21 protein-coding genes and 2 riboswitches are annotated in these 18,204 nt (G+C 38.1%); of the genes, 8 read left to right on the plus strand and 13 right to left on the minus strand.

The window, feature by feature from the left end; genetic code table 11:
• Positions 1-42 precede the first annotated feature (42 nt).
• Positions 43-660 carry an NUDIX hydrolase gene (locus ACOMCU_RS13055; RefSeq protein ID WP_421050437.1) on the minus strand — a complete coding sequence of 206 codons (618 nt, stop codon included), beginning with the start codon at positions 658-660 and terminating at the stop codon, positions 43-45.
• 410 nt (positions 661-1,070) lie between these two features.
• Between ACOMCU_RS13055 and ACOMCU_RS13060 the strand changes: the two genes are divergently transcribed.
• Entirely contained in the window at positions 1,071-1,817 is a 747-nt protein-coding gene (locus ACOMCU_RS13060) for a hypothetical protein (protein WP_421050438.1), read from the plus strand.
• A gap of 363 nt (positions 1,818-2,180) precedes the next feature.
• Positions 2,181-3,788 (plus strand): glycosyl hydrolase family 18 protein, encoded by a 1,608-nt coding sequence (locus tag ACOMCU_RS13065; protein WP_421050439.1) that lies wholly within the window; start codon positions 2,181-2,183, stop codon positions 3,786-3,788.
• Positions 3,789-4,138: 350 nt separating this feature from the next.
• On the opposite strand, the gene ACOMCU_RS13070 is transcribed toward ACOMCU_RS13065, so the two are convergent.
• The 5 genes from ACOMCU_RS13070 to queF all read right to left on the minus strand — a co-directional run bounded on the left by ACOMCU_RS13070 (position 4,139) and on the right by queF (position 7,203).
• On the minus strand, positions 4,139-4,678 hold the full coding sequence (locus tag ACOMCU_RS13070) for a VUT family protein (RefSeq protein WP_421050440.1): 540 nt from the start codon (positions 4,676-4,678) through the stop codon (positions 4,139-4,141).
• Positions 4,679-4,724: 46 nt separating this feature from the next.
• A complete protein-coding gene (gene queE / locus ACOMCU_RS13075; protein ID WP_010859450.1) occupies positions 4,725-5,453 on the minus strand; it encodes a 7-carboxy-7-deazaguanine synthase QueE in 729 nt (242 codons plus the stop codon).
• A complete protein-coding gene (queD, locus tag ACOMCU_RS13080) occupies positions 5,446-5,919 on the minus strand; it encodes a 6-carboxytetrahydropterin synthase QueD (protein WP_421050441.1) in 474 nt (157 codons plus the stop codon). The genes queE and queD overlap by 8 nt, the downstream gene beginning before the upstream one ends.
• Before the next feature lie 3 nt (positions 5,920-5,922).
• A complete protein-coding gene (gene queC / locus ACOMCU_RS13085) occupies positions 5,923-6,603 on the minus strand; it encodes a 7-cyano-7-deazaguanine synthase QueC (protein WP_268891044.1) in 681 nt (226 codons plus the stop codon).
• A 99-nt stretch (positions 6,604-6,702) separates the two neighbouring features.
• Positions 6,703-7,203 (minus strand): preQ(1) synthase, encoded by a 501-nt coding sequence (gene queF, locus ACOMCU_RS13090; protein ID WP_010859453.1) that lies wholly within the window; start codon positions 7,201-7,203, stop codon positions 6,703-6,705.
• A gap of 123 nt (positions 7,204-7,326) precedes the next feature.
• Positions 7,327-7,373, minus strand: a riboswitch (PreQ1 riboswitch).
• A gap of 276 nt (positions 7,374-7,649) precedes the next feature.
• Here queF and ACOMCU_RS13095 point away from each other — a divergent pair.
• The 3 genes from ACOMCU_RS13095 (at position 7,650) to ACOMCU_RS13105 (ending at position 10,511) form a co-directional block, all read left to right on the plus strand.
• Positions 7,650-8,780 carry a DUF418 domain-containing protein gene (locus ACOMCU_RS13095; RefSeq protein ID WP_421050442.1) on the plus strand — a complete coding sequence of 377 codons (1,131 nt, stop codon included), beginning with the start codon at positions 7,650-7,652 and terminating at the stop codon, positions 8,778-8,780.
• Between the two features lie 157 nt (positions 8,781-8,937).
• Positions 8,938-9,909 (plus strand): sensor histidine kinase, encoded by a 972-nt coding sequence (locus tag ACOMCU_RS13100; RefSeq protein ID WP_421050443.1) that lies wholly within the window; start codon positions 8,938-8,940, stop codon positions 9,907-9,909.
• Complete coding sequence (locus ACOMCU_RS13105; RefSeq protein ID WP_421050444.1) at positions 9,906-10,511, plus strand: response regulator transcription factor; 606 nt, start codon at positions 9,906-9,908, stop codon at positions 10,509-10,511. Before ACOMCU_RS13100 ends, ACOMCU_RS13105 begins: the two co-directional genes overlap by 4 nt.
• Before the next feature lie 147 nt (positions 10,512-10,658).
• Here ACOMCU_RS13105 and ACOMCU_RS13110 read toward each other — a convergent pair whose 3' ends face one another.
• Together ACOMCU_RS13110 and ACOMCU_RS13115 are read right to left on the minus strand one after the other, a co-directional pair.
• Complete coding sequence (locus tag ACOMCU_RS13110) at positions 10,659-10,808, minus strand: YrzO family protein (RefSeq protein ID WP_010859457.1); 150 nt, start codon at positions 10,806-10,808, stop codon at positions 10,659-10,661.
• Positions 10,809-10,834: 26 nt separating this feature from the next.
• Positions 10,835-11,803 (minus strand): DMT family transporter, encoded by a 969-nt coding sequence (locus ACOMCU_RS13115; RefSeq protein ID WP_036130229.1) that lies wholly within the window; start codon positions 11,801-11,803, stop codon positions 10,835-10,837.
• 137 nt (positions 11,804-11,940) lie between these two features.
• Between ACOMCU_RS13115 and ACOMCU_RS13120 the strand changes: the two genes are divergently transcribed.
• Positions 11,941-12,807, plus strand: coding sequence for a LysR family transcriptional regulator (locus ACOMCU_RS13120; RefSeq protein ID WP_010859459.1), 867 nt, complete (start codon positions 11,941-11,943; stop codon positions 12,805-12,807).
• A gap of 144 nt (positions 12,808-12,951) precedes the next feature.
• Here ACOMCU_RS13120 and ACOMCU_RS13125 read toward each other — a convergent pair whose 3' ends face one another.
• The 3 genes from ACOMCU_RS13125 to ACOMCU_RS13135 all read right to left on the minus strand — a co-directional run bounded on the left by ACOMCU_RS13125 (position 12,952) and on the right by ACOMCU_RS13135 (position 15,445).
• Complete coding sequence (locus tag ACOMCU_RS13125; RefSeq protein WP_421050445.1) at positions 12,952-13,389, minus strand: hypothetical protein; 438 nt, start codon at positions 13,387-13,389, stop codon at positions 12,952-12,954.
• Positions 13,390-13,787: 398 nt separating this feature from the next.
• The gene (locus ACOMCU_RS13130; RefSeq protein ID WP_421050446.1) at positions 13,788-14,735 is read right to left on the minus strand and encodes a hypothetical protein; all 948 of its coding nucleotides are present in this window, start codon (positions 14,733-14,735) and stop codon (positions 13,788-13,790) included.
• A gap of 29 nt (positions 14,736-14,764) precedes the next feature.
• Positions 14,765-15,445 (minus strand): ankyrin repeat domain-containing protein, encoded by a 681-nt coding sequence (locus ACOMCU_RS13135; RefSeq protein ID WP_010859461.1) that lies wholly within the window; start codon positions 15,443-15,445, stop codon positions 14,765-14,767.
• A gap of 32 nt (positions 15,446-15,477) precedes the next feature.
• Between ACOMCU_RS13135 and ACOMCU_RS13140 the strand changes: the two genes are divergently transcribed.
• Entirely contained in the window at positions 15,478-15,609 is a 132-nt protein-coding gene (locus ACOMCU_RS13140) for a hypothetical protein (RefSeq protein ID WP_010859462.1), read from the plus strand.
• A 63-nt stretch (positions 15,610-15,672) separates the two neighbouring features.
• Here the strand turns inward: ACOMCU_RS13140 and ACOMCU_RS13145 are convergent, their stop codons facing one another.
• The gene (locus tag ACOMCU_RS13145) at positions 15,673-17,034 is read right to left on the minus strand and encodes a PepSY-associated TM helix domain-containing protein (protein ID WP_421050447.1); all 1,362 of its coding nucleotides are present in this window, start codon (positions 17,032-17,034) and stop codon (positions 15,673-15,675) included.
• A gap of 263 nt (positions 17,035-17,297) precedes the next feature.
• Positions 17,298-17,480, minus strand: coding sequence for a hypothetical protein (locus tag ACOMCU_RS13150; RefSeq protein WP_010859464.1), 183 nt, complete (start codon positions 17,478-17,480; stop codon positions 17,298-17,300).
• A 213-nt stretch (positions 17,481-17,693) separates the two neighbouring features.
• A riboswitch (cobalamin riboswitch) is annotated at positions 17,694-17,884 on the minus strand.
• Positions 17,885-18,022: 138 nt separating this feature from the next.
• Between ACOMCU_RS13150 and ACOMCU_RS13155 the strand changes: the two genes are divergently transcribed.
• Positions 18,023-18,204 (plus strand): helix-turn-helix domain-containing protein (locus ACOMCU_RS13155; RefSeq protein ID WP_421050448.1); only part of this gene is annotated, 182 nt, incomplete at its 3' end.

Consider the following 18,204-nt stretch of genomic DNA (forward strand, 5'->3'; position numbering starts at 1 on the left):
CTGAGGTATCAAAACTTAGAAAGATCTCGTCTCTTCATGTACTTATTTAATAATTTCTATAAAATGTTTTAAAATCCTAGCTGTTAAACCCCAAATGGTATACTTCTCATACTCAAAAAACCATTCTTCCATTGAACGTGTTCGCCATTGATACTGCGCACCATTGACAATTTTATCAAATGGAAAGTCTGGTGAAGGCATGGGTTCAACAGCTACTAAATGCATATAAGGCTCATAATGCAATAGCCATTTGATTGGTACCGTAAATACTTCCTCAACTTCTTCTTTGTTGTAGGAATGAATCATTTGATTGTAGTCAATCGTTGCTACAAATGGGTAGATGACAAATGAAGACGAAGCAATATAAGGACTTAATTGCCCTACAATATGAATCGTTGCTGGATCCACGCCTAATTCTTCAGATGTTTCACGTATTGCTGCTGCCAATGGAGATTGATCTGATGCATCGATTCGACCGCCTGGAAAACTAATATCCCCCGGCTGTTTTCTCATAGTGAATGAACGTACTTCAAAAAGTATATGCCATTCTTCATCCACCAGAACTAATGGAATTAAAATCGCTGATCGATAGGCTGTTTCCTCTCCTATAAACAGGGATTGTTTTTGGTTTAAGTCATTCTTCAGTTTATCTAGGAACATGATATTCCCCTCACCTCTATATTTTATGTACTTTTTTATCGTATCATTAATAGTTTGTTGGTTAAAGAATTTCAGGATGCTGTCATAATTTTTTCTTCTTGAGTACATAGAAGGAATACGTAAAACCATTTTATGAGTTATGAAAGTAAACTGCACAGATTTACCGCTACTTTGCGGGTATTCCCCCACCTTCCACGGGTATTCAGTAGATTTCCTGGAAACTCTTCAAGCGCGCACCATAAACATCATTTGCTTTAATAACCAAAGCTTCTTTTACTCATTTAGATGTGCAATATTTCCACCGCTAAAAATCTTAATCATACTTACTTTGAAAACTCGGGTTATTCAACCATTCCTATTCAGAAGTGTTATCATAACCTAGTTTATATCTCAAAAGAAGGAGCGATAAAATGGTTAATTTCCCAGGAGGATTTCCTGGTGGCATGCCAGGTGGAATGCCAGGAGGGATGCCGGGCGGAATGCCAGGCGGAATGCCAGGTGGGATGCCAGGCGGAATGCCAGGCGGAATGCCAGGCGGAATGCCAGGCGGAATGCCAGGCGGAATGCCAGGCGGAATGCCAGGCGGAATGCCAGGCGGAATGCCAGGCGGAATGCCAGGCGGAATGCCAGGTAGATTCCCAGGAGGGATGCCGGGCGGAATGCCAGGTGGTTTCCCAGGCGGAATGCCAGGTGGTTTCCCAGGCGGAATGCCAGGTGGTTTCCCAGGCGGAATGCCAGGTGGTTTCCCAGGCGGAATGCCGGGTGGTTTCCCAGGCGGAATGCCAGGTGGTTTCCCAGGTGGGATGCCGGGTGGTTTCCCAGGCGGAATGCCAGGTGGTTTCCCAGGTGGAACACCTAGACCTGGCCAAGGGGGGCAAATGAACCCACCATCTCCGTCTCAAAACATGATTAATAGATATCAATTTTTAAGTCAAAATCCAGCACAAGCGCAAAGTATGTTACAATCACAAGGTCCAGCAACATATGCAGTTGGTTGTGATGGTAGATGGACCATTGTTCTCTTAAGGAATGGACAGCTATTTTTAATGTATGTAATTTCAGCAAGCGTTACTGGTAATACTACTGGCATTATATGGCCGAATTTCACGTTTGCTTCATTCCCATCTTCCGCCATTTTAGCGTATTCTTGTAATTAATAATACCCATTTATTATGAACCCGTGATGAATCACATATGACAATAATAAAATGATCCCACTGAATTATTCAGTGGGATCATTTTATTATTATTACATTTTTCGTTGTACCTTGGTCAGTCGTAACATCCAGCCTTCCCTTGAATAGTTGATTACTTTATGTCTAGTCAACAATTCCGATACGTGAGTTTTCACTTTTCTTCAATAGTCAAATGTGAATTTATTGAATTTTAGAAAACCAACCACGAGTTTTGGTGACGAACCTAAATAACTCAATTAACCCATATTTTTATAATTGATATAGTTGATCCAAATAATAGATAATTAAGTAGATAAAATCTATTTTATAGGAAGGAAAGAAGGTATGAATAATAAATTTAAAAAATATTTTCTAATCCCCGCTCTGTTAACTACATTATTTGCCTCTCCATTTAGTGCTGATGCCTCAGTAAATGACATACATATGTCTTATTTATATGGTGGAACTTCTAGCTCCTATTTAGAAAATATAGATATGACTTTAGGTGCGTTAAATACAGCTACGCCAGGATTCTATGAATTAAACGCTGACGGTAGTTTAAAATCTTCAATTGATAAAAATTTAATAGCAGAGTTACACAAAAGAAAATTAAAAGTCGTTCCATATATTACTAACAACTGGGATAGAAATTTAGCTCAAATGGCTATGAAAAATAGAGAAGTTTTATCTACTCAATTAGTAGATTCTGTAGTAAAAAATAACTTAGATGGCATAGATATTGATATTGAGAATTTAAACTATACCGATAAGGAAGTATTTACAGATTTCATTAGATTATTAAATGAAAAAATGCCTAATGATAAAACAATATCTATAGCAGTTGCTGCAAATCCAAATGGATGGACGGTAGGATGGCATGGTTCTTATGATTATTTAAAACTAAGTGAATATAGTGATTATCTAATGTTAATGGCCTATGATGAAAGCTGGAATGGTGGTCCAGTAGGCCCTGTCGCTAGCTTATCATTTGTTGAAAATTCTATTATATCTTTATTAAATCTAGGTGTTGATTCAAAGAAAGTAGTTTTAGGCTTACCATTTTACGGGCGAATTTGGAACGATGACGAGGAATTAGGTGGATATGGTGTAGCTAATAAATCTGTAAAAAGCATAGTTAATAATCATAAAGGAAAACTATATTTTGATAATACCTCAAAATCAGCTTATGCTAAATTCACTGTTAGAGAAAGCGATTCACCAACATATATTGGTGGTAAAAAACTTTCAACGGGCAATTACACCATTTGGTATGAAAATGATTTATCTTTAAAATATAAATTAAGATTAGTAGAGAAATACAATTTAAGAGGAACTGGTAGTTGGGATTTAACGCAAGCAGATAACGGAATATGGAAATTTTATTCGTCTTGGGCAAATGGACAACATAATTTTATAGATTCAGAAAATCATTGGGCTGAAAATGATATTATGTCTCTTTATAGAAAGGGATGGATAAGTGGGAAAAATGAATACACGTTTGACCCTAATGGTGATCTAACAAGGGCACAAGCTGTTACTATCCTTACAAACGCGATTGGTTTAAATGACAAAAAAGAAACGGTACCCAATTACTTTACAGATGTTCCTACTGACCATTGGGCAAAACGGGCAATTGAACTCGCACATAAGTATCATATTGTTAATGGAACGAAACCAAACGTGTTTGAACCAAATTCTCGAATTACAAGAGCTCAATTATCAGCAATATTATCGAGAATACTAGATTACCCATTAGATAATACGAATGAATGTCCTTTTTATGATGTACAAAAAGGACATTGGGCGTACTCAGATATTTTAAAACTAAGTAGTCATGAAATTATTAAAGGTAAAGAAGACGGTCGATTTTACCCTAACGAATTTGTTAAAAGAGCGCAAATGGCAGCGATGGTTAATCGTGCGAGTGGAGATTTAGAAAAATATCCAAAATAAAATAATTAACATCCTCCTCCAAGAAAGTGTTGATAAATAAGGTAAAGTAAATACAGGGCTTCATCTACAAACGTGTAGATGAAGCCCTGTTTTTAACTTACTTTCCCCCTTTGTCGAAATCCTTCATCTTGTTCGGTCCTATAAAGATAATCTCCCCTACATCATTAGGGGCGACGGTATTTCTTTCAGGGCCTACAATTTTTTTATATCGATGCTAGGCACATGCAAGCCGACTAAATTAATTTGTTTTTTGTAATTTGCTATGTGAGGCTCAGCTCACGCCCGCGAAAAAGCTATCGCTCATAGTGGAATGTGCGGTCAAGTACATATTTTGAAAAAGCGCCAAAAAATCATTCTAAAGTAAGACGTTTTCCCTGAATTACACGCACTTGATTTAAAAACAGTGCACCTAACATCTGAATAATCGTCTTCACAATAATTTGTCCCAAAATGGCGGCTGGTACTGCTTCCCAAGGCAGCATATTGGCTCCAAGCGGACTCAAGCCAATTACTACGAAAATAACGGAATCCAGAAATCCTCCAACAATTCCGCTATAAAACACACGCCAAGCCATTGGTAGTTTCAATCGGGTATAGATTTCTGTATCGGCTGTTTCAGCGACAACAAATGAAAGTGCCGATGCCACCACAATCAATAGTGTATCCCCGAGCATGAATGAAACCACTGCGGATAAGATTAGAGCTGTAATGATAAACAAATACGTCTTTGCTCTACCATATTTATTTTGCACAAGATCCCGGAAAATGAAGGTCGCTCCAATCAACAGAGTCCCCATTGGAACAATAAACATGCCAAACTGTAATGGCGCAAATGCTGCCGTTACTACATTAGCAATGACAATAGATAATAAATAAAATAATATTCTCATGATGTTACTCCTCAAGTAAATTTAAAGACCGTTTTGAAACTGCCCACTATACACCTCTTTTATTTCCCCAAACAAGGGCATGCAGCTGTGGCAGTACTTTAACATCTCTTAATCCCTCATCTTCAATCACCCTGTCAATTAGCGCTTGGTACTTCTCTAATAAATGGCTAATCAGCAGCGGATTATCAGTCGTCGTAATATCATCATTACCGACTTGTAGATAAAAAGGAATCGTCGGATATCGAAGGTGAATTTGCTTAGCATAAGCATAATCCTCTTCATTAAAAACGACTATTTTGAGGGAAGTATGCTGATTGCTGTTTCGATTTTGAAGTTTTCCGAGGATATCAGATAGTACCGTATAGTCTGTGGTCATTCCGGAACTAGGAGGCTTGGGTGAAATCGTCAGTTCATCGATATCATATAGCCATTCTTGCCATCTGCTTCCCTGTGTCTCTACTCCGACCTTTATGTCGTTTTCTTTTAAAATAGCAATGAGCGCTTCCAAATTTCGAAAGAGTGCAGGATTTCCACCCGAAATCGTGACAAATGAAAAACCACTGCCTCCGAGTCGTTTCAACTCAGACCAAATCTCATCTGCTGTCATTTGGACAATCAGATGCTTTCCGCTGCCATCCCATGTAAACGATGAATCACACCAGGAACAGGAATAGTCACAGCCAGCAGTCCGCACAAACATCGTCTTCTGTCCAACTACCATACCCTCGCCTTGAATGGTCGGTCCAAAAATCTCGATAACGGGTACCTTACTCAACTTCCATCCACTCCCGTCGCGCTTCAGCATAGCTTGTCGAAGTCTCATACAGCCTGATAAACTCTACACGCGCCCCGTTATATCGTTGTTCATCATGCAAGGCTTCCGCTAACTTTTTGTAAATCCAGACTACAATGTTCTCTGCCGTTGTATTCATCGGTGGAAGCGTTTCATTTAAATAACGATGATCCAAATAAATGTCTATTTTTTGTTTCCAAATTTCTTTTATATCACCAAAGTCAATCATCAAACCGCGTTCATCTGTGTATCCACTCAACCCTAATACAGCACGATACGTATGGCCATGCAAATTTTTGCATTTCCCATCATAATCATGTAAATGATGGGCTGCATCGAAGGTAAATTCCTTGCTCACGAGAACACGTTTTGAATGATAGTTCAATTGATTCCTTTGAATATCTTCATCTATTTTTTGGAGCTTCTCGACAATTTTAAAATGAAACATGCCTTAAGACTCCTTTCTGAAGCTTAAATACTCATCTAGCCCTTTTTTTCGCAGTTTACACGCCGGGCATTCACCACAACCATCTGCTATTACACCGTTATAACAAGTTAACGTTCTTTCCCGAACAAACTCAAGCGCCCCAAGCTGATCAGCAAGCTCCCATGTCTGTACCTTATTCAGCCACATTAACGGTGTATCAATCACAAAGGAATCATCCATAGATAAATTTAACGTTACATTCAAGGATTTTATAAAAATATCCCGGCAATCCGGATATCCACTAAAATCCGTTTCACAAACACCAGTTACGATATGCTTGGCTCCAACTTGACTCGCCAAAACGCCCGCAAATGAAAGAAAGAGCAAATTCCGGCCAGGCACAAAAGTCGATGGAAGCCCGCCATCTTCTCCGTCTTCTACTTCGATGTCTTGTCGTGTCAATGCATTCGGAGCAAGCTGATTCAGGAGCGACATATCAAGAATGTGATGCGTGACACCAAGTTCCGCTGCTATCTCCTTTGCACATTCAATTTCAAGAAGATGCCTTTGACCATAATCAAAAGTCACCGCTTCAACCTCTTCAAAATGTTCTTGTGCCCACAATAAACAAGTGGTACTGTCCTGACCTCCACTAAACACAACAATTGCTTTTTCCTGCTTCTTCATCTGTAAAAACTCCCTTATAACGAAAAAAACAGCACACTAAGAAAAATGCTGTTTTCTTCTTAGTTTTTTTAAGAGGGTAGCTAAAACCTCTTCCTTCATTGATAAGACTTTCCAAATTTATCGATTATCGATTTTTTCTGGATTAAGATCGTGATTCATTAAACGATAATTCGCTATTTCTTCGTATTTAGTTTCTGGTTTCCCATAGTTACACCATGGATCAATCGAGATTCCTCCACGAGGCGTAAATTTACCCCAAACCTCGATATATCTTGGATCAAGTAATTTAATTAAATCGTTCATAATGATATTGACGCAATCTTCGTGGAAATCACCATGATTTCTAAAACTAAATAAATATAATTTTAGTGATTTACTCTCCACAATTTTTTTATCCGGGATGTATGAGATGTACATCGTCGCAAAATCAGGCTGATTGGTAAGCGGACATAAACTAGTAAACTCTGGACAATTAAACTTGACGAAATAATCTCGATTGGAATGAAGATTGTCTACTGCCTCCAATACTTCGGGTGCATATTCGTATGAATATTGCGTACCTTGATTACCTAATAGTGTTAAATCCTTCAGTCCTTCTTCATGGCTTCGGCCAGACATAAAAAAACCTCCTTGTAAAATGTTTCCCAACACTTTTCAAGAGAGGCATCACCAATCATTCTATTAAAACATAAGTAAAAACATAAAAAAGCCACGTCCGATATGGACATGGCATATTGTCATGTTTCCATAGTTTTTTATAGAGGGTATCAGCTATGAACCTCTCCCGTTCTAGTCCGGGCATTCTTTTCTTCTATCATAATATAAAATATGGTGGAAAACGTCAAATGAAAATTTTTAAATAAAATCTTACACCCTTGTACTTGGCTAACCACATTTTCAGCCTTCGCGGTTCTGGTACACCCTATAAATTACGTCCGTGCCTGGCACACAAAAGTTCTTTATGACACGTGTCATAAAGAACTTTTGACTCCTGTGAATAGGCTTCTATTCTGTTTCTCTTTATCATTTAATTATAAGAAAACAAAGAAAGAGTGATATAAATAATGCAAACGAATCAAAGGTTACCGTTAATCGACATTTTACGTGGCTTTGCGGTATTGGGAACACTCGGTACAAATATTTGGATTTTTGCTTATCTCGGCGACTTATCTTACATTACAACGAGTCACTATTCGGGTTGGTGGTCATTCGATGATTTTCTACGAATGCTCGTGTTATTTTTCGTAAATGGGAAGCTTTTAGGACTGTTAACCATTATGTTTGGGGTTGGTCTAGAATTAAAATACCAACAATCCATTCGAAAAGGGAATGCATGGCCAGGTGTCTATATTTGGACTGTTTTATTCTTGTTTGTAGAGGGTTTTATCCATTTCACATTGGTTATGGAATATGATATTTTGATGAGTTACGCTGTGACCGCAATCCTCGTTGCTTTTATTGTAAAAGCTGGTGATAAAACCATTCATCGCGCTTTATATACGATTGGAGGGTTTCATGCGCTGATGATACTGCTACTTTTAATAAGTGCCTTACAAGGTGCTAATATGTCTTTACCTAGTAACGAGTCGATTGTCACGATTTATCAACATGGTACTTGGTTTGAACAAATCTACAATCGTTTAACGAATTTTTGGTTTTTTAGAACGGAAGCCATTTTTATTATTCCAATGAATATCTTCTTATTTTTACTGGGTGTGAAGTTAATGCGTACTGGCGTATTTGCACAAGATGAACATGGACGCCATATGCGCAAAAAGTTATTGTCGATTGGGCTTTATATTGGTGTACCATTAAATCTCCTTATTTTTATTCCTGGAGGCGCTTTTGATTTCCCTGTTCGCTACTTATTTGCGCCGCTCCTATCACTTGGGTATATTGGCATTATAGGTAAACTGATAAAATATAAAAAGGTAGATTGGCTATGGCAGCGATTTGGAGAAGTTGGTAAAATGTCTTTAAGTTGCTATGTTTTACAAAATGTGCTGTCATCTATTATTTTCTATGGTTGGGGCTTCGGATTAGGTGGAAAGCTGTCTAGCTTCGAGGTGATTGGCATGTGGATTGTCCTGTCCCTTTTCCAACTGTTCATTGCTCATATTTTCTTAAAGCATTTTCATTATGGACCGTTGGAATGGCTTCGAAAACATGCGGTTCAAGCCGTTGCACATAAATAATCGACAAGGGTTGGTGTAAAGTATAAAAATATATCCGAAAGATCAAGCAAAGCAATATTTAATTATCGACGCAGTATCCATTATTTTTTTACTATCCATGGTATTAAGCTCAAACTCGGAGTTACCAGTCATAGCAAAAATAATTGTCTTGGTGCTATTGCTAACCGCATTTTATTTTGCATTATGGTATAAAGATTGGCGCCTTCATTTGGCAGCCTTAACGGGTTTCTTTCTTATTACAATACTTGGCATCTATGAAGGCTCTATCATGTTAATCTTTGGATTTAGCTTTGCCGATTTAGTAGGAAGAGCGAAAGTCAAATGGCATATTGCTTCGGCAATGCTTGCTATTGCTCTGATGTTTATCGTTGTTTTATGGGTTGAAACAGGCGAGCTATTCAAAATAGACGACCCCGTTATACTTCCTATTATGATGATTCAGCTTGTCTTTCCCGTGCTGATTTACTATGTAGAAAAAGCAAAAAATTTAAAAGTTGAGTTAGCAACGGTCAATACACAACTTGTAAAACAGCACGAAAGGCAACGTATTGCCAGAGATCTCCATGATACGATTGGCCACACCCTCACAATGATTAAGTTAAAAACAGAGCTGACAACAAAATTAGTGGACAAAGATTCATCTCGAGTAAAAGACGAGTTGCAAGATATTTTAGCAACAACGCGTACTGCACTTAAACAAGTAAGAGAGTTAGTGTCTGATATGAATTTCATTTCATTAGAAAGTGAGCTTTTACACTGTGAAAAACTACTGCAGTCAGCTGATATCGGCATCAAAATGACTAACAAATGCCCAAAAATCCTATTATCAAGCGTAGAGGAAACGATGCTAGCCTTATGTGTAAGAGAAGCAACAACGAATATCCTCAAACATAGTCAAGCAAAGTCTTGTATTGTAGAAATCGACTATAGTGACCATATCTATCAGCTGGACATACTAGATAACGGCATAGGTTTGAAAAATCAAGGCCTTGGGAACGGCATATCATCTATGAAGGAAAGAATGACTATCCTTCAAGGCACTGCAACGATTGATAATTTTTCACACGGTGGAACCATTGTTTCGTTAAAATTACCGTTCCAACACTATCGAAAGGAGCCCATTAAATGATACGGGTATTACTAGCTGAAGACCAACAAATGTTGCGTGGCGCTTTAACTTCATTGCTGTCGTTCGAGACGGACATCGAAGTAATTGCAGAAGTTTCTGATGGTCAAAAAGCATGGGAATGCATACAGAGCGATGTGCCCGATGTTTGTATCTTAGACATCGAAATGCCGAATTTGACAGGACTAGAACTTGCTGAAAAAATTAAGAACGCCCATTTACCTTGCAAAGTGATGATTGTGACGACCTTTGCCCGCCCGGGGTATTTACAGAAGGCGATGGATTGTGAGGTCAATGGTTATTTATTGAAAGATGAACCAATTGATTATTTAATTGAAACGATCCGCAAAGTGATGAATGGTGAAAAGGTCGTGAGTAGAGATTTAGCCGCTACGTTATTTATGAAAGAGCAAAATCCTCTAAATGAACGAGAAATGGCCGTGCTCCAGCTTGTTAAAGACGGATTCTCAACTAGTGAGATAAGCAAAAAATTATTTTTAACAAAAGGAACCATTCGCAATTATTTATCGACCTCTATTCAGAAACTCCATGTAGAATCTAGACAGCAAGCCGTTCATATTGCCAGTGACAAAGGCTGGCTTTAAAGATACTCGTTCATGTGAGCTACATATGCGTAAAAAAGCAACAAAAAAAATGACCTACCCCCATTAGTGTCTACAATTGGAGGTAGGTCATTTTTATGGTGAGTGGCTCATTTTTTGTCGTCTACACACTTGCTGAAATTTGCTGTGTTAAGTAGATTTATTTTTTTGCTGTAGTAAATCTCTTAAAAGTAGAATCATCTCTTCTTGTTGTTTAATCTTTCTGCGGCCATTTCTATTGATCGCTACAAGCTCGCATGCAATTCCTGCGGCAAAGAAAAACGATAAACTCGTTAACATTATAAGCTCCTTTCAAAACATGAATATCAGCCAGCATGGCGCAATTGTCTTTCCTGTATAATTTGTATATCCTTATTTACTTCTTTACGCTGACATATATTGTTTCGAATGAGAGCTGTAATAACAAGCAGTGTGCCTACAATATCAAAAATGGTTATAGTATACCCTTGTACCATCATAATGACTAATGTAGTAATCGGCACAAAGTTGATAAATAAGATGCCATTAATGGATGACAAAATTTTCACACCGTAGTTCCAACAAAGTAATGCGACAATACCTGGTAAAATCATCATAAACAATAAATCGTATTTCACAATAGCGATTGTTTCCATCGTTGGTACCGACACATACCCTAACATTGTCACAACCATCGTTACTATTCCTGTTATGGCTGTACCAAATACACAAGTTAATGTTGAATAACGAAGTGTAGACCATTCAGGAAATGAGTGCCCCCCCATCGTGTAGATTACCCATCCAACAACTCCAAGGAAAATAAATGCGAGCGGCATTACATTATTTTTTAATGTCAGAAAGAACCCCATATCGCCTTTTGTAATAACAAAAACAGCTCCAACAAAAGCAATGGTCATGCTTACAATCATATACTTTTTCGGTTTCACATTTTTAAATCCCCATAGAATAGCAATCGAAATCATCGGCATCAGCGCCTCCATAATAGACGCTACCATAACACCTGATTTGCCCATTAGCATCTGCCCTAAGAAAACAAGGACATTGTATACAGTAAATGCCATAACCCCGAAAAAGATTAGCAGTTTCCCTTTACCCTCTAATTGAAATGCTTTCTTACCTTCTTTTATCCATAATAAAATAATCAATGCGATCGATACCACACCATATCGAATTGTTGAAAAATAAAATGGGTCGATATACTCCAGTGCATGATCTGCAACTGGGAACATTGCGCCCCATGAAATACTTGCAACTAAACAGGCAATCGCACCTATTATCATCTTACTCTTATTCACTGCTATTCCTCACTTCTATGTATTCTCTTATTATTTCACATTGTGAATTATAAAAAAGAAATAGCATCACGTAAAATGATTGAAAATGATATAAACCATCATTTATAATGATAGTTTATATCAAGGAGGATTACACAGTGGAACTACGAGACTTACAAATTTTCAAATGCGTTGCAAATCTAGGAAGCGTCAGCAGTGCCGCAAAGGAATTAAATTATGTCCAATCCAACGTCACAGCACGTATTAAGCATTTAGAAAACGAACTTAACACACAGCTTTTTTATCGTCATAAAAAAGGGATGCTATTGAATGAGGATGGAAGAAAAATGCTCACTTACGTTAATAAAATCCTACTGGATGTCGAAGAATTACAACAAGTATTTCTAGATAGTCATACGCCTGTTGGAACGTTAAAAATCGGTACAGTTGAAATCGTCAGTATTTTACCAACCATACTAGCTGCTTACTATCAGGACTATCCTAATGTCGATTTATCATTACAAGCGGGTTTGACTGAGGAACTCATAAAAGAAGTAACTGATCACCAATTAGATGGTGCTTTTATATCAGGACCTATCAAACATCCACAATTAGAACAATACGATGTCTGTATGGAGAAACTCGTTCTTGTTACGCAAAATAAAACTTTTCATAAAGAAGATTTTTTAACAACACCCATCCTCGTTTCTAATAAAGGTTGCGGTTATCGTTCCAAGCTAGAACACTGGCTTAAAGATGAAGGTTTACTGCCAAAAAGGATTATGGAATTTAACATACTAGAGACAATCATAAACAGTGTTGCACTTGGCCTTGGCATTACGCTAGTACCGCAATCTGCTGTAAATCAACTTTCCACTACAAGTAAAGTATACTGTCATCCAATCCCTAAAAAATATGGCAGCAATTCAACTGTATTTATACGTCGAAAAGATGCCTACATGACCAACTCAATGCGTTACTTTTTAAAAACAATTGCCGCGCATCGAGATATCAGCTTGCTGTAAGTATATGAATTTGAATGCTTTTTTGCGGTACCTTTATGTCATTTGCAGATAAAATTTTACGATTTTCTAAACTAAAAAGCACTTTTGAGTGAAACGTAGCGACAGAAGCAGGAAAAGCAAGCGTATGAGACCCAGCAGGGAGCGTTAAGTGGAACGAAGACTAAAGTCGTCACGTCCTGTGGCAACGCCTTCGTGACCAACATCCTGTTGCTGTCGCTTCGCTTTCGCACATAAAACATTTGTTGCTGTCGCTTCGCTTTCGCACATAAAACATCTGTTGCTGTCGCTTCGCTTTCGTACATAAAACACCTGTTGCTGACGCTTCGCTTTCGCACATAAAACATTTGTTGCTGTCGCTTCGCTTTCGCACATAAAACATTTGTTGCTGTCGCTTCGCTTTCGCACATAAATCATCTGTTGCTGACGCTTCGCTTTCGCACATAAAACATTTGTTGCTGTCGCTTCGCTTTCGCACATAAAACATTTGTTGCTGTCGCTTCGCTTTCGCACATAAATCATCTGTTGCTGTCGCTTCGCTTTCGCACATAAATCATCTGTTGCTGTCGCTTCGCTTTCGCACATAAATCATCTGTTGCTGTCGCTTCGCTTTCGTACATAAATCATCTGTTGCTGTCGCTTCGCTTTCGCACATAAAACATTTGTTGTCCTGATGCGGCTCATGCCTTGTCCGCGGAAAGCGAAGCGGATTTTTACTATATAGGAAGACGGACGTTATCTTTTGAAGGACTTTTAGACAGTTCCTACCTCCAGTTGTTCACTAGCGTCTAACAATGGCGACTGTCAATTTTATTGATGCTGGCTTTTCAATAGCATCTGTCGTTTTACTTTGCTTTTAACGTTAAATTAGCTGCAGTAGCCCAGTTGTTGAGTGGTTCTACTCGATAGGTACCGCCAGATTTTAATGTACCTTCTTTTACATCAAAAATACCGACAGCACCTTTTCGTGAAGAATAGCGATATTACGCTTGGATTTTTTTACCATCTTCACCTTGTAATTCTACACTGCGCCCAGCAAATAACTCCATCCCTGGATCTTTATCTAACGTAACTTGGAATGATTTATCATCTATTGGTTCCACCGCTTTAATTGTCAATGGCGCGATTTCTGTGGCAGTAAAAGTTGGGTTCGCCACTGTTGCCCAATCAGACGTCACGGTATATTGCACACCTGGTCTTAATGTCCGTCCTTCAGGTAAGCGGAATTTTGGTGCTTGTCTACCATCAGCAGCTTGTGTGAACAAAACGTAACTCGCTTGCATTTCTTCTCCATCGTCTGCCGTCAATGTCACTACACGGTCACGTAACGAGGAAATTACTTGATATTGCTTGCCACTTTCATCTTTATTTTCATCGTTTACTTGGAATGATTGATCGCCTCTCGCCTCTCTATAGGCTTCAATAATGTTGGCATAATCGGTTACACCTTGTTCTTTAAATGACTCGATTTCAAACGTATCATTTGTGACCTGTTTTGTTTGACTGACATTAATTTTTTCATCGCTGCCCTCAAAAATCTGTGCTTCTCCACCTTTGTAACTTAACGTATATGTCGTGTCAGATTGTTGGACTGTCACGGGGACAATATACGTGCTTTGTGAACCGATTTTTAACCGAGGCACATTGACAATACTCAAATTATGATTGAATGTATAATCTTTTTTGATAGCATCTAAATTTTCTACTTTCACAGCTTCTTCTGTTAGTGCTTCAGAAAATGTTACTTGTAATGTCATAGCATTTAGTGCTTGTATTTGCATAATTTGCGCAACCTCTTTTGCTTGTTGTGATGTTTCCTGTTCCTGTTGCGCTTGCTTTGGTTCCGCTTGCTTATTTAGAAAGTTACATCCTGTTAACATTAGCGTTGCGCCTAAAAGGATTGGTGTCATCATTTTTAGCTTTTTGTTCATTTGTACGACTCCCTTTTCTCATCAATTTTTTATTTTGCTCCAGCTTGCAATAAAATTTGTACGATTTCATGGAAACCCTTCGCTTTCGCATGTTGTAATGGCGAAATATTTTTGTTATCCGCTATATTGACATTTGCTCCATGAGCTATTAACAACTGAACTACCTGCTGCTGTCTTTGATTGCCATCATTCAAAATAATTGCTTCGATTAGTGCTGTCCATCCAAGGTTATTGACGTGGTTTACATCTACTGCTGTAGTTGTTAGTAATTCTTGCACAACGTCTAGATAACCATGTTCAGAGGCGGGTATTAAAGCCGTCCCACCATAGCGATTTGTGATGGAAGAATCTGCACCAGCTGTTATCGTAAGGTTCAAAATTTCAAGATAGCCCTCTGCACCGGCATAGAGGAATGGACTATTTTGCCTATCGTCCTGTATGTTGTCATCTGCACCGGCCTCAATTAGCATTCTTGCCATCTCGACATCATTGTTATACGTTGCAATCATGACGGCCGTTCGTTTGTTCGCGTCTTGCACATTAATATCTATATCTTCACTGAGTAAATCTTGTATTTTACTTCGCTCACCTTGCGCCGCTGCTTGAAGCAGCTGTTCATTCAATTCAACGCTCACTATTTCACTACCCTTTTGTTGTTTTAATAGTTGTACATCTTTATTTGACAAACATTCTTTAAGCAAAAGTGCCATGCCTAAGATATGTACGAAAAACACATGGTGTAATGGCTGATGATGAGATTTGGTTGCGCTTTAAAGGTGAGCATTTAACCCATCGTGATGTGTGCTTGCGCAAGGAAACCTATTACCCTGAAGATTTGGTGGACGATCAACTCGATAACAAGATTTACCTCTAACATAAATAAAGCGATACTGTCATCCCTCTTCAAGGATTACAGCATCGCTCATTTTTTTAGTTTTCATTCTTTACTTGATAACCGTTTGTTTGAAATAATTTTGACGATCCATTCTATCAATACGACTGCGATTAAAGAAAGTCCAAATAACGGCATGAGTAGACCTAATACAATCATGAAGGCGATAAAAGGTATTGAAACCTTCTGAGATATTTGAGGTGGTGCAGACAGGAAGCCATTTTTCTTGCGAAGCAACCAAGTGCGGAATCCCCAAAAAATAACGGCTAAAAATGCAACACAGACAATTAAATTTAACAATTTATTTGGCCAGCCAAATAAATGTCCTTCATGTAAGGGAATTCCCCATGTAAACCATTTAGCTAAAATGCCATAATCCTCATAACCAACCTTGGCCATAAATTCACCGCTATATTGATCGAAATACATAGTAGTTTCGTCATTCGGGCTAACATCCAGGCCAGTTACGCCCGTGTTGCTCGATTTCGCAACTGTATATACGCCCGTTTCACTTGTAGGATAAATAATCGAATATGGTTTTGCAATGTCCATTGCTTCTATCTGTTGTTGAAGACTTTCTACAGCCAATTGATTTGGATTGGTTACATTACTCTTTGCCGCTCCCATTCCATGATGTCCAGCATGACCAGCGTCAGATGAAGGAGCCTCCTGTTGGCGAGTCGCCCAAGGAATTTCACTCATATCCGAAGTAGGTGGTTGCTGTTGCAATAACGGCGTGCCGAATGAAGGGTTTTCTTGTGATGCATTATAAATCATATTGCCCATCAGCGCAGACCATGGTAGACCCGTGAAAATAATGACAATCATCGGAATGGTAACGATCGTACCAATAAGGGCATGCCATCTTCTATTTTTTTGTCGTGTGTTAGGCTGTTTCGCCTTCTTCAAAACTTTTCCTTTAAAGGTCATATAGAGACCTGAAAGTAGTAAAAAGATGGCCCAACACGCCGCTAATTCTACCAGATAATTGACAACGGTTCCCCCTATGAATAAGGAACTGTGCAAGCTTCTGAGGATATTCCCGAAAGTGTATTGTGCATCTTGATGACCAACAATTTGATTATTGTTATCTAAAAATAAATAGCGCTGTTCGCCTTCTGCATTTGTCATCGTTAAACGTGTATTATAAGGTTCTTCTAATACAATAATTTTATCGGTTTTGAAGCCTGCAAACGCCGCTTCCGCTTCTTTAATTCCTTCATCAATCGATAATACTTCTGTTTTTTTACTATCTCCAAAGAAATAGTCATCATATAATTGATCTTCTACATCTGTATAGAATAAATACCCGATACCACTTAGTGTCAAAGTCAAAAGAAGTGGTGTCATAAATAATGCAGCATAAAAGTGCATTCGCCAAAAACTGGAATAAAGCCTATTTTTCATTCAAATTCTCCAATCTATTATAATAAGAGCAGATTTATTATATATTGAAAAAGTGAAATATGAATGAAGTCCTAGTAAATATTTAATGAAGTTATATTTTTACAGTAAACTCTCTTAATTCAATCTTTCTTTAGTGACTTTCATAATTTACTTTGGATAGACATTTCCAAGTGTAATGACAACGTATTTCAATTTTATAAAATCTCCTAAAAAAGCTACTTAATGCCCCGTGAAATGGAATGCGTTAAGTAGCTTACTTCATTTTATCCGATTACTTCTTTTCTTACATTGCTATAGGCTGCATGTATGTCTAAATGGTGTGCTTCATCTTGCCCTACAAACTGTTCAGCAAGTTCTTTCAATGTTTTTCTAGCACCATCAAACTGCTTTTGCATGATTTCATTTTTAAAGAGACTTTCATAGTACTCGATTACCTGTGGATTCATGTGTAACACTCCTTCAATTTTAGCATAAAAAAACATCTTTCCATCATTAGAAAGATGTCTACTATGACAAATACACGACATAATACGCCGAATGCCATGATGGAAAAAGCTTTCTATTCGTCATAGAAGCTACCCTTTTGGCGATCGTCGTACTATGAGCATGCAGAAGAATTTCTCTAGTCACACTCAACACCCCCTATCCTCGTAGGTTTTTTGGTTGTACTAGATAAAGGCAGGTCTCCTGGCTTATGTTCATCGCACCTTTCACCTTCCCATTACATTGCGTAACAGTGGTCTGCTGAAATGTGCTCCCATTTACAGTTGCGGGACAGCGTCGGATTTACACCGACTTCCCTATTAAACAAATCGAAAATCAGATTTGTACCTCTATCTTATTATTCCGTTTTTATTATTATACCATAAAGGTTTGTGTACAAATAACGTATATATTTTATAGTGAACACAGTGATTATCATTCATCAAATTTTGAAGTGAACCCCAATTGTTAGACACAATCTAACAATTGGAGGTGCAGTTTTTTTATGGTTAAATTTACACTAGACGATAAAATAAATGCGATTGAACTTTATTTATCAGAGAAAGAGAGCTATGAAAGTATTGGACGATTGCTGAAAACCGATGGAATTACGATTATGGAGTGGATGAAACGATATGACTATCATGGACTCGAAGCTTTTAAAAAATCCTATACAAGATATTCGAC

This window comes from Lysinibacillus sp. UGB7 (assembly GCF_049058285.1).
Classification (GTDB): Bacteria; Bacillota; Bacilli; order Bacillales_A; family Planococcaceae; genus Lysinibacillus; species Lysinibacillus sphaericus_B.

Coding starts and splice junctions, on each gene's coding strand:
- ACOMCU_RS13135 (WP_010859461.1), bottom strand. CDS start 15,445: ATGGCACTTTTGCTTAAAGAATGTTTGTCAAATAAAGATGTACAACTA.
- ACOMCU_RS13140 (WP_010859462.1), top strand. CDS start 15,478: ATGGCTGATGATGAGATTTGGTTGCGCTTTAAAGGTGAGCATTTAACC.
- ACOMCU_RS13125 (WP_421050445.1), bottom strand. CDS start 13,389: ATGTGCGAAAGCGAAGCGACAGCAACAGATGATTTATGTGCGAAAGCG.
- queD (WP_421050441.1), bottom strand. CDS start 5,919: ATGTTTCATTTTAAAATTGTCGAGAAGCTCCAAAAAATAGATGAAGAT.
- queF (WP_010859453.1), bottom strand. CDS start 7,203: ATGTCTGGCCGAAGCCATGAAGAAGGACTGAAGGATTTAACACTATTA.
- ACOMCU_RS13145 (WP_421050447.1), bottom strand. CDS start 17,034: ATGAAAAATAGGCTTTATTCCAGTTTTTGGCGAATGCACTTTTATGCT.
- ACOMCU_RS13065 (WP_421050439.1), top strand. CDS start 2,181: ATGAATAATAAATTTAAAAAATATTTTCTAATCCCCGCTCTGTTAACT.
- ACOMCU_RS13105 (WP_421050444.1), top strand. CDS start 9,906: ATGATACGGGTATTACTAGCTGAAGACCAACAAATGTTGCGTGGCGCT.
- ACOMCU_RS13095 (WP_421050442.1), top strand. CDS start 7,650: ATGCAAACGAATCAAAGGTTACCGTTAATCGACATTTTACGTGGCTTT.
- ACOMCU_RS13110 (WP_010859457.1), bottom strand. CDS start 10,808: ATGTTAACGAGTTTATCGTTTTTCTTTGCCGCAGGAATTGCATGCGAG.
- ACOMCU_RS13060 (WP_421050438.1), top strand. CDS start 1,071: ATGGTTAATTTCCCAGGAGGATTTCCTGGTGGCATGCCAGGTGGAATG.
- ACOMCU_RS13150 (WP_010859464.1), bottom strand. CDS start 17,480: ATGAATCCACAGGTAATCGAGTACTATGAAAGTCTCTTTAAAAATGAA.
- ACOMCU_RS13055 (WP_421050437.1), bottom strand. CDS start 660: ATGTTCCTAGATAAACTGAAGAATGACTTAAACCAAAAACAATCCCTG.
- ACOMCU_RS13070 (WP_421050440.1), bottom strand. CDS start 4,678: ATGAGAATATTATTTTATTTATTATCTATTGTCATTGCTAATGTAGTA.
- ACOMCU_RS13130 (WP_421050446.1), bottom strand. CDS start 14,735: ATGAACAAAAAGCTAAAAATGATGACACCAATCCTTTTAGGCGCAACG.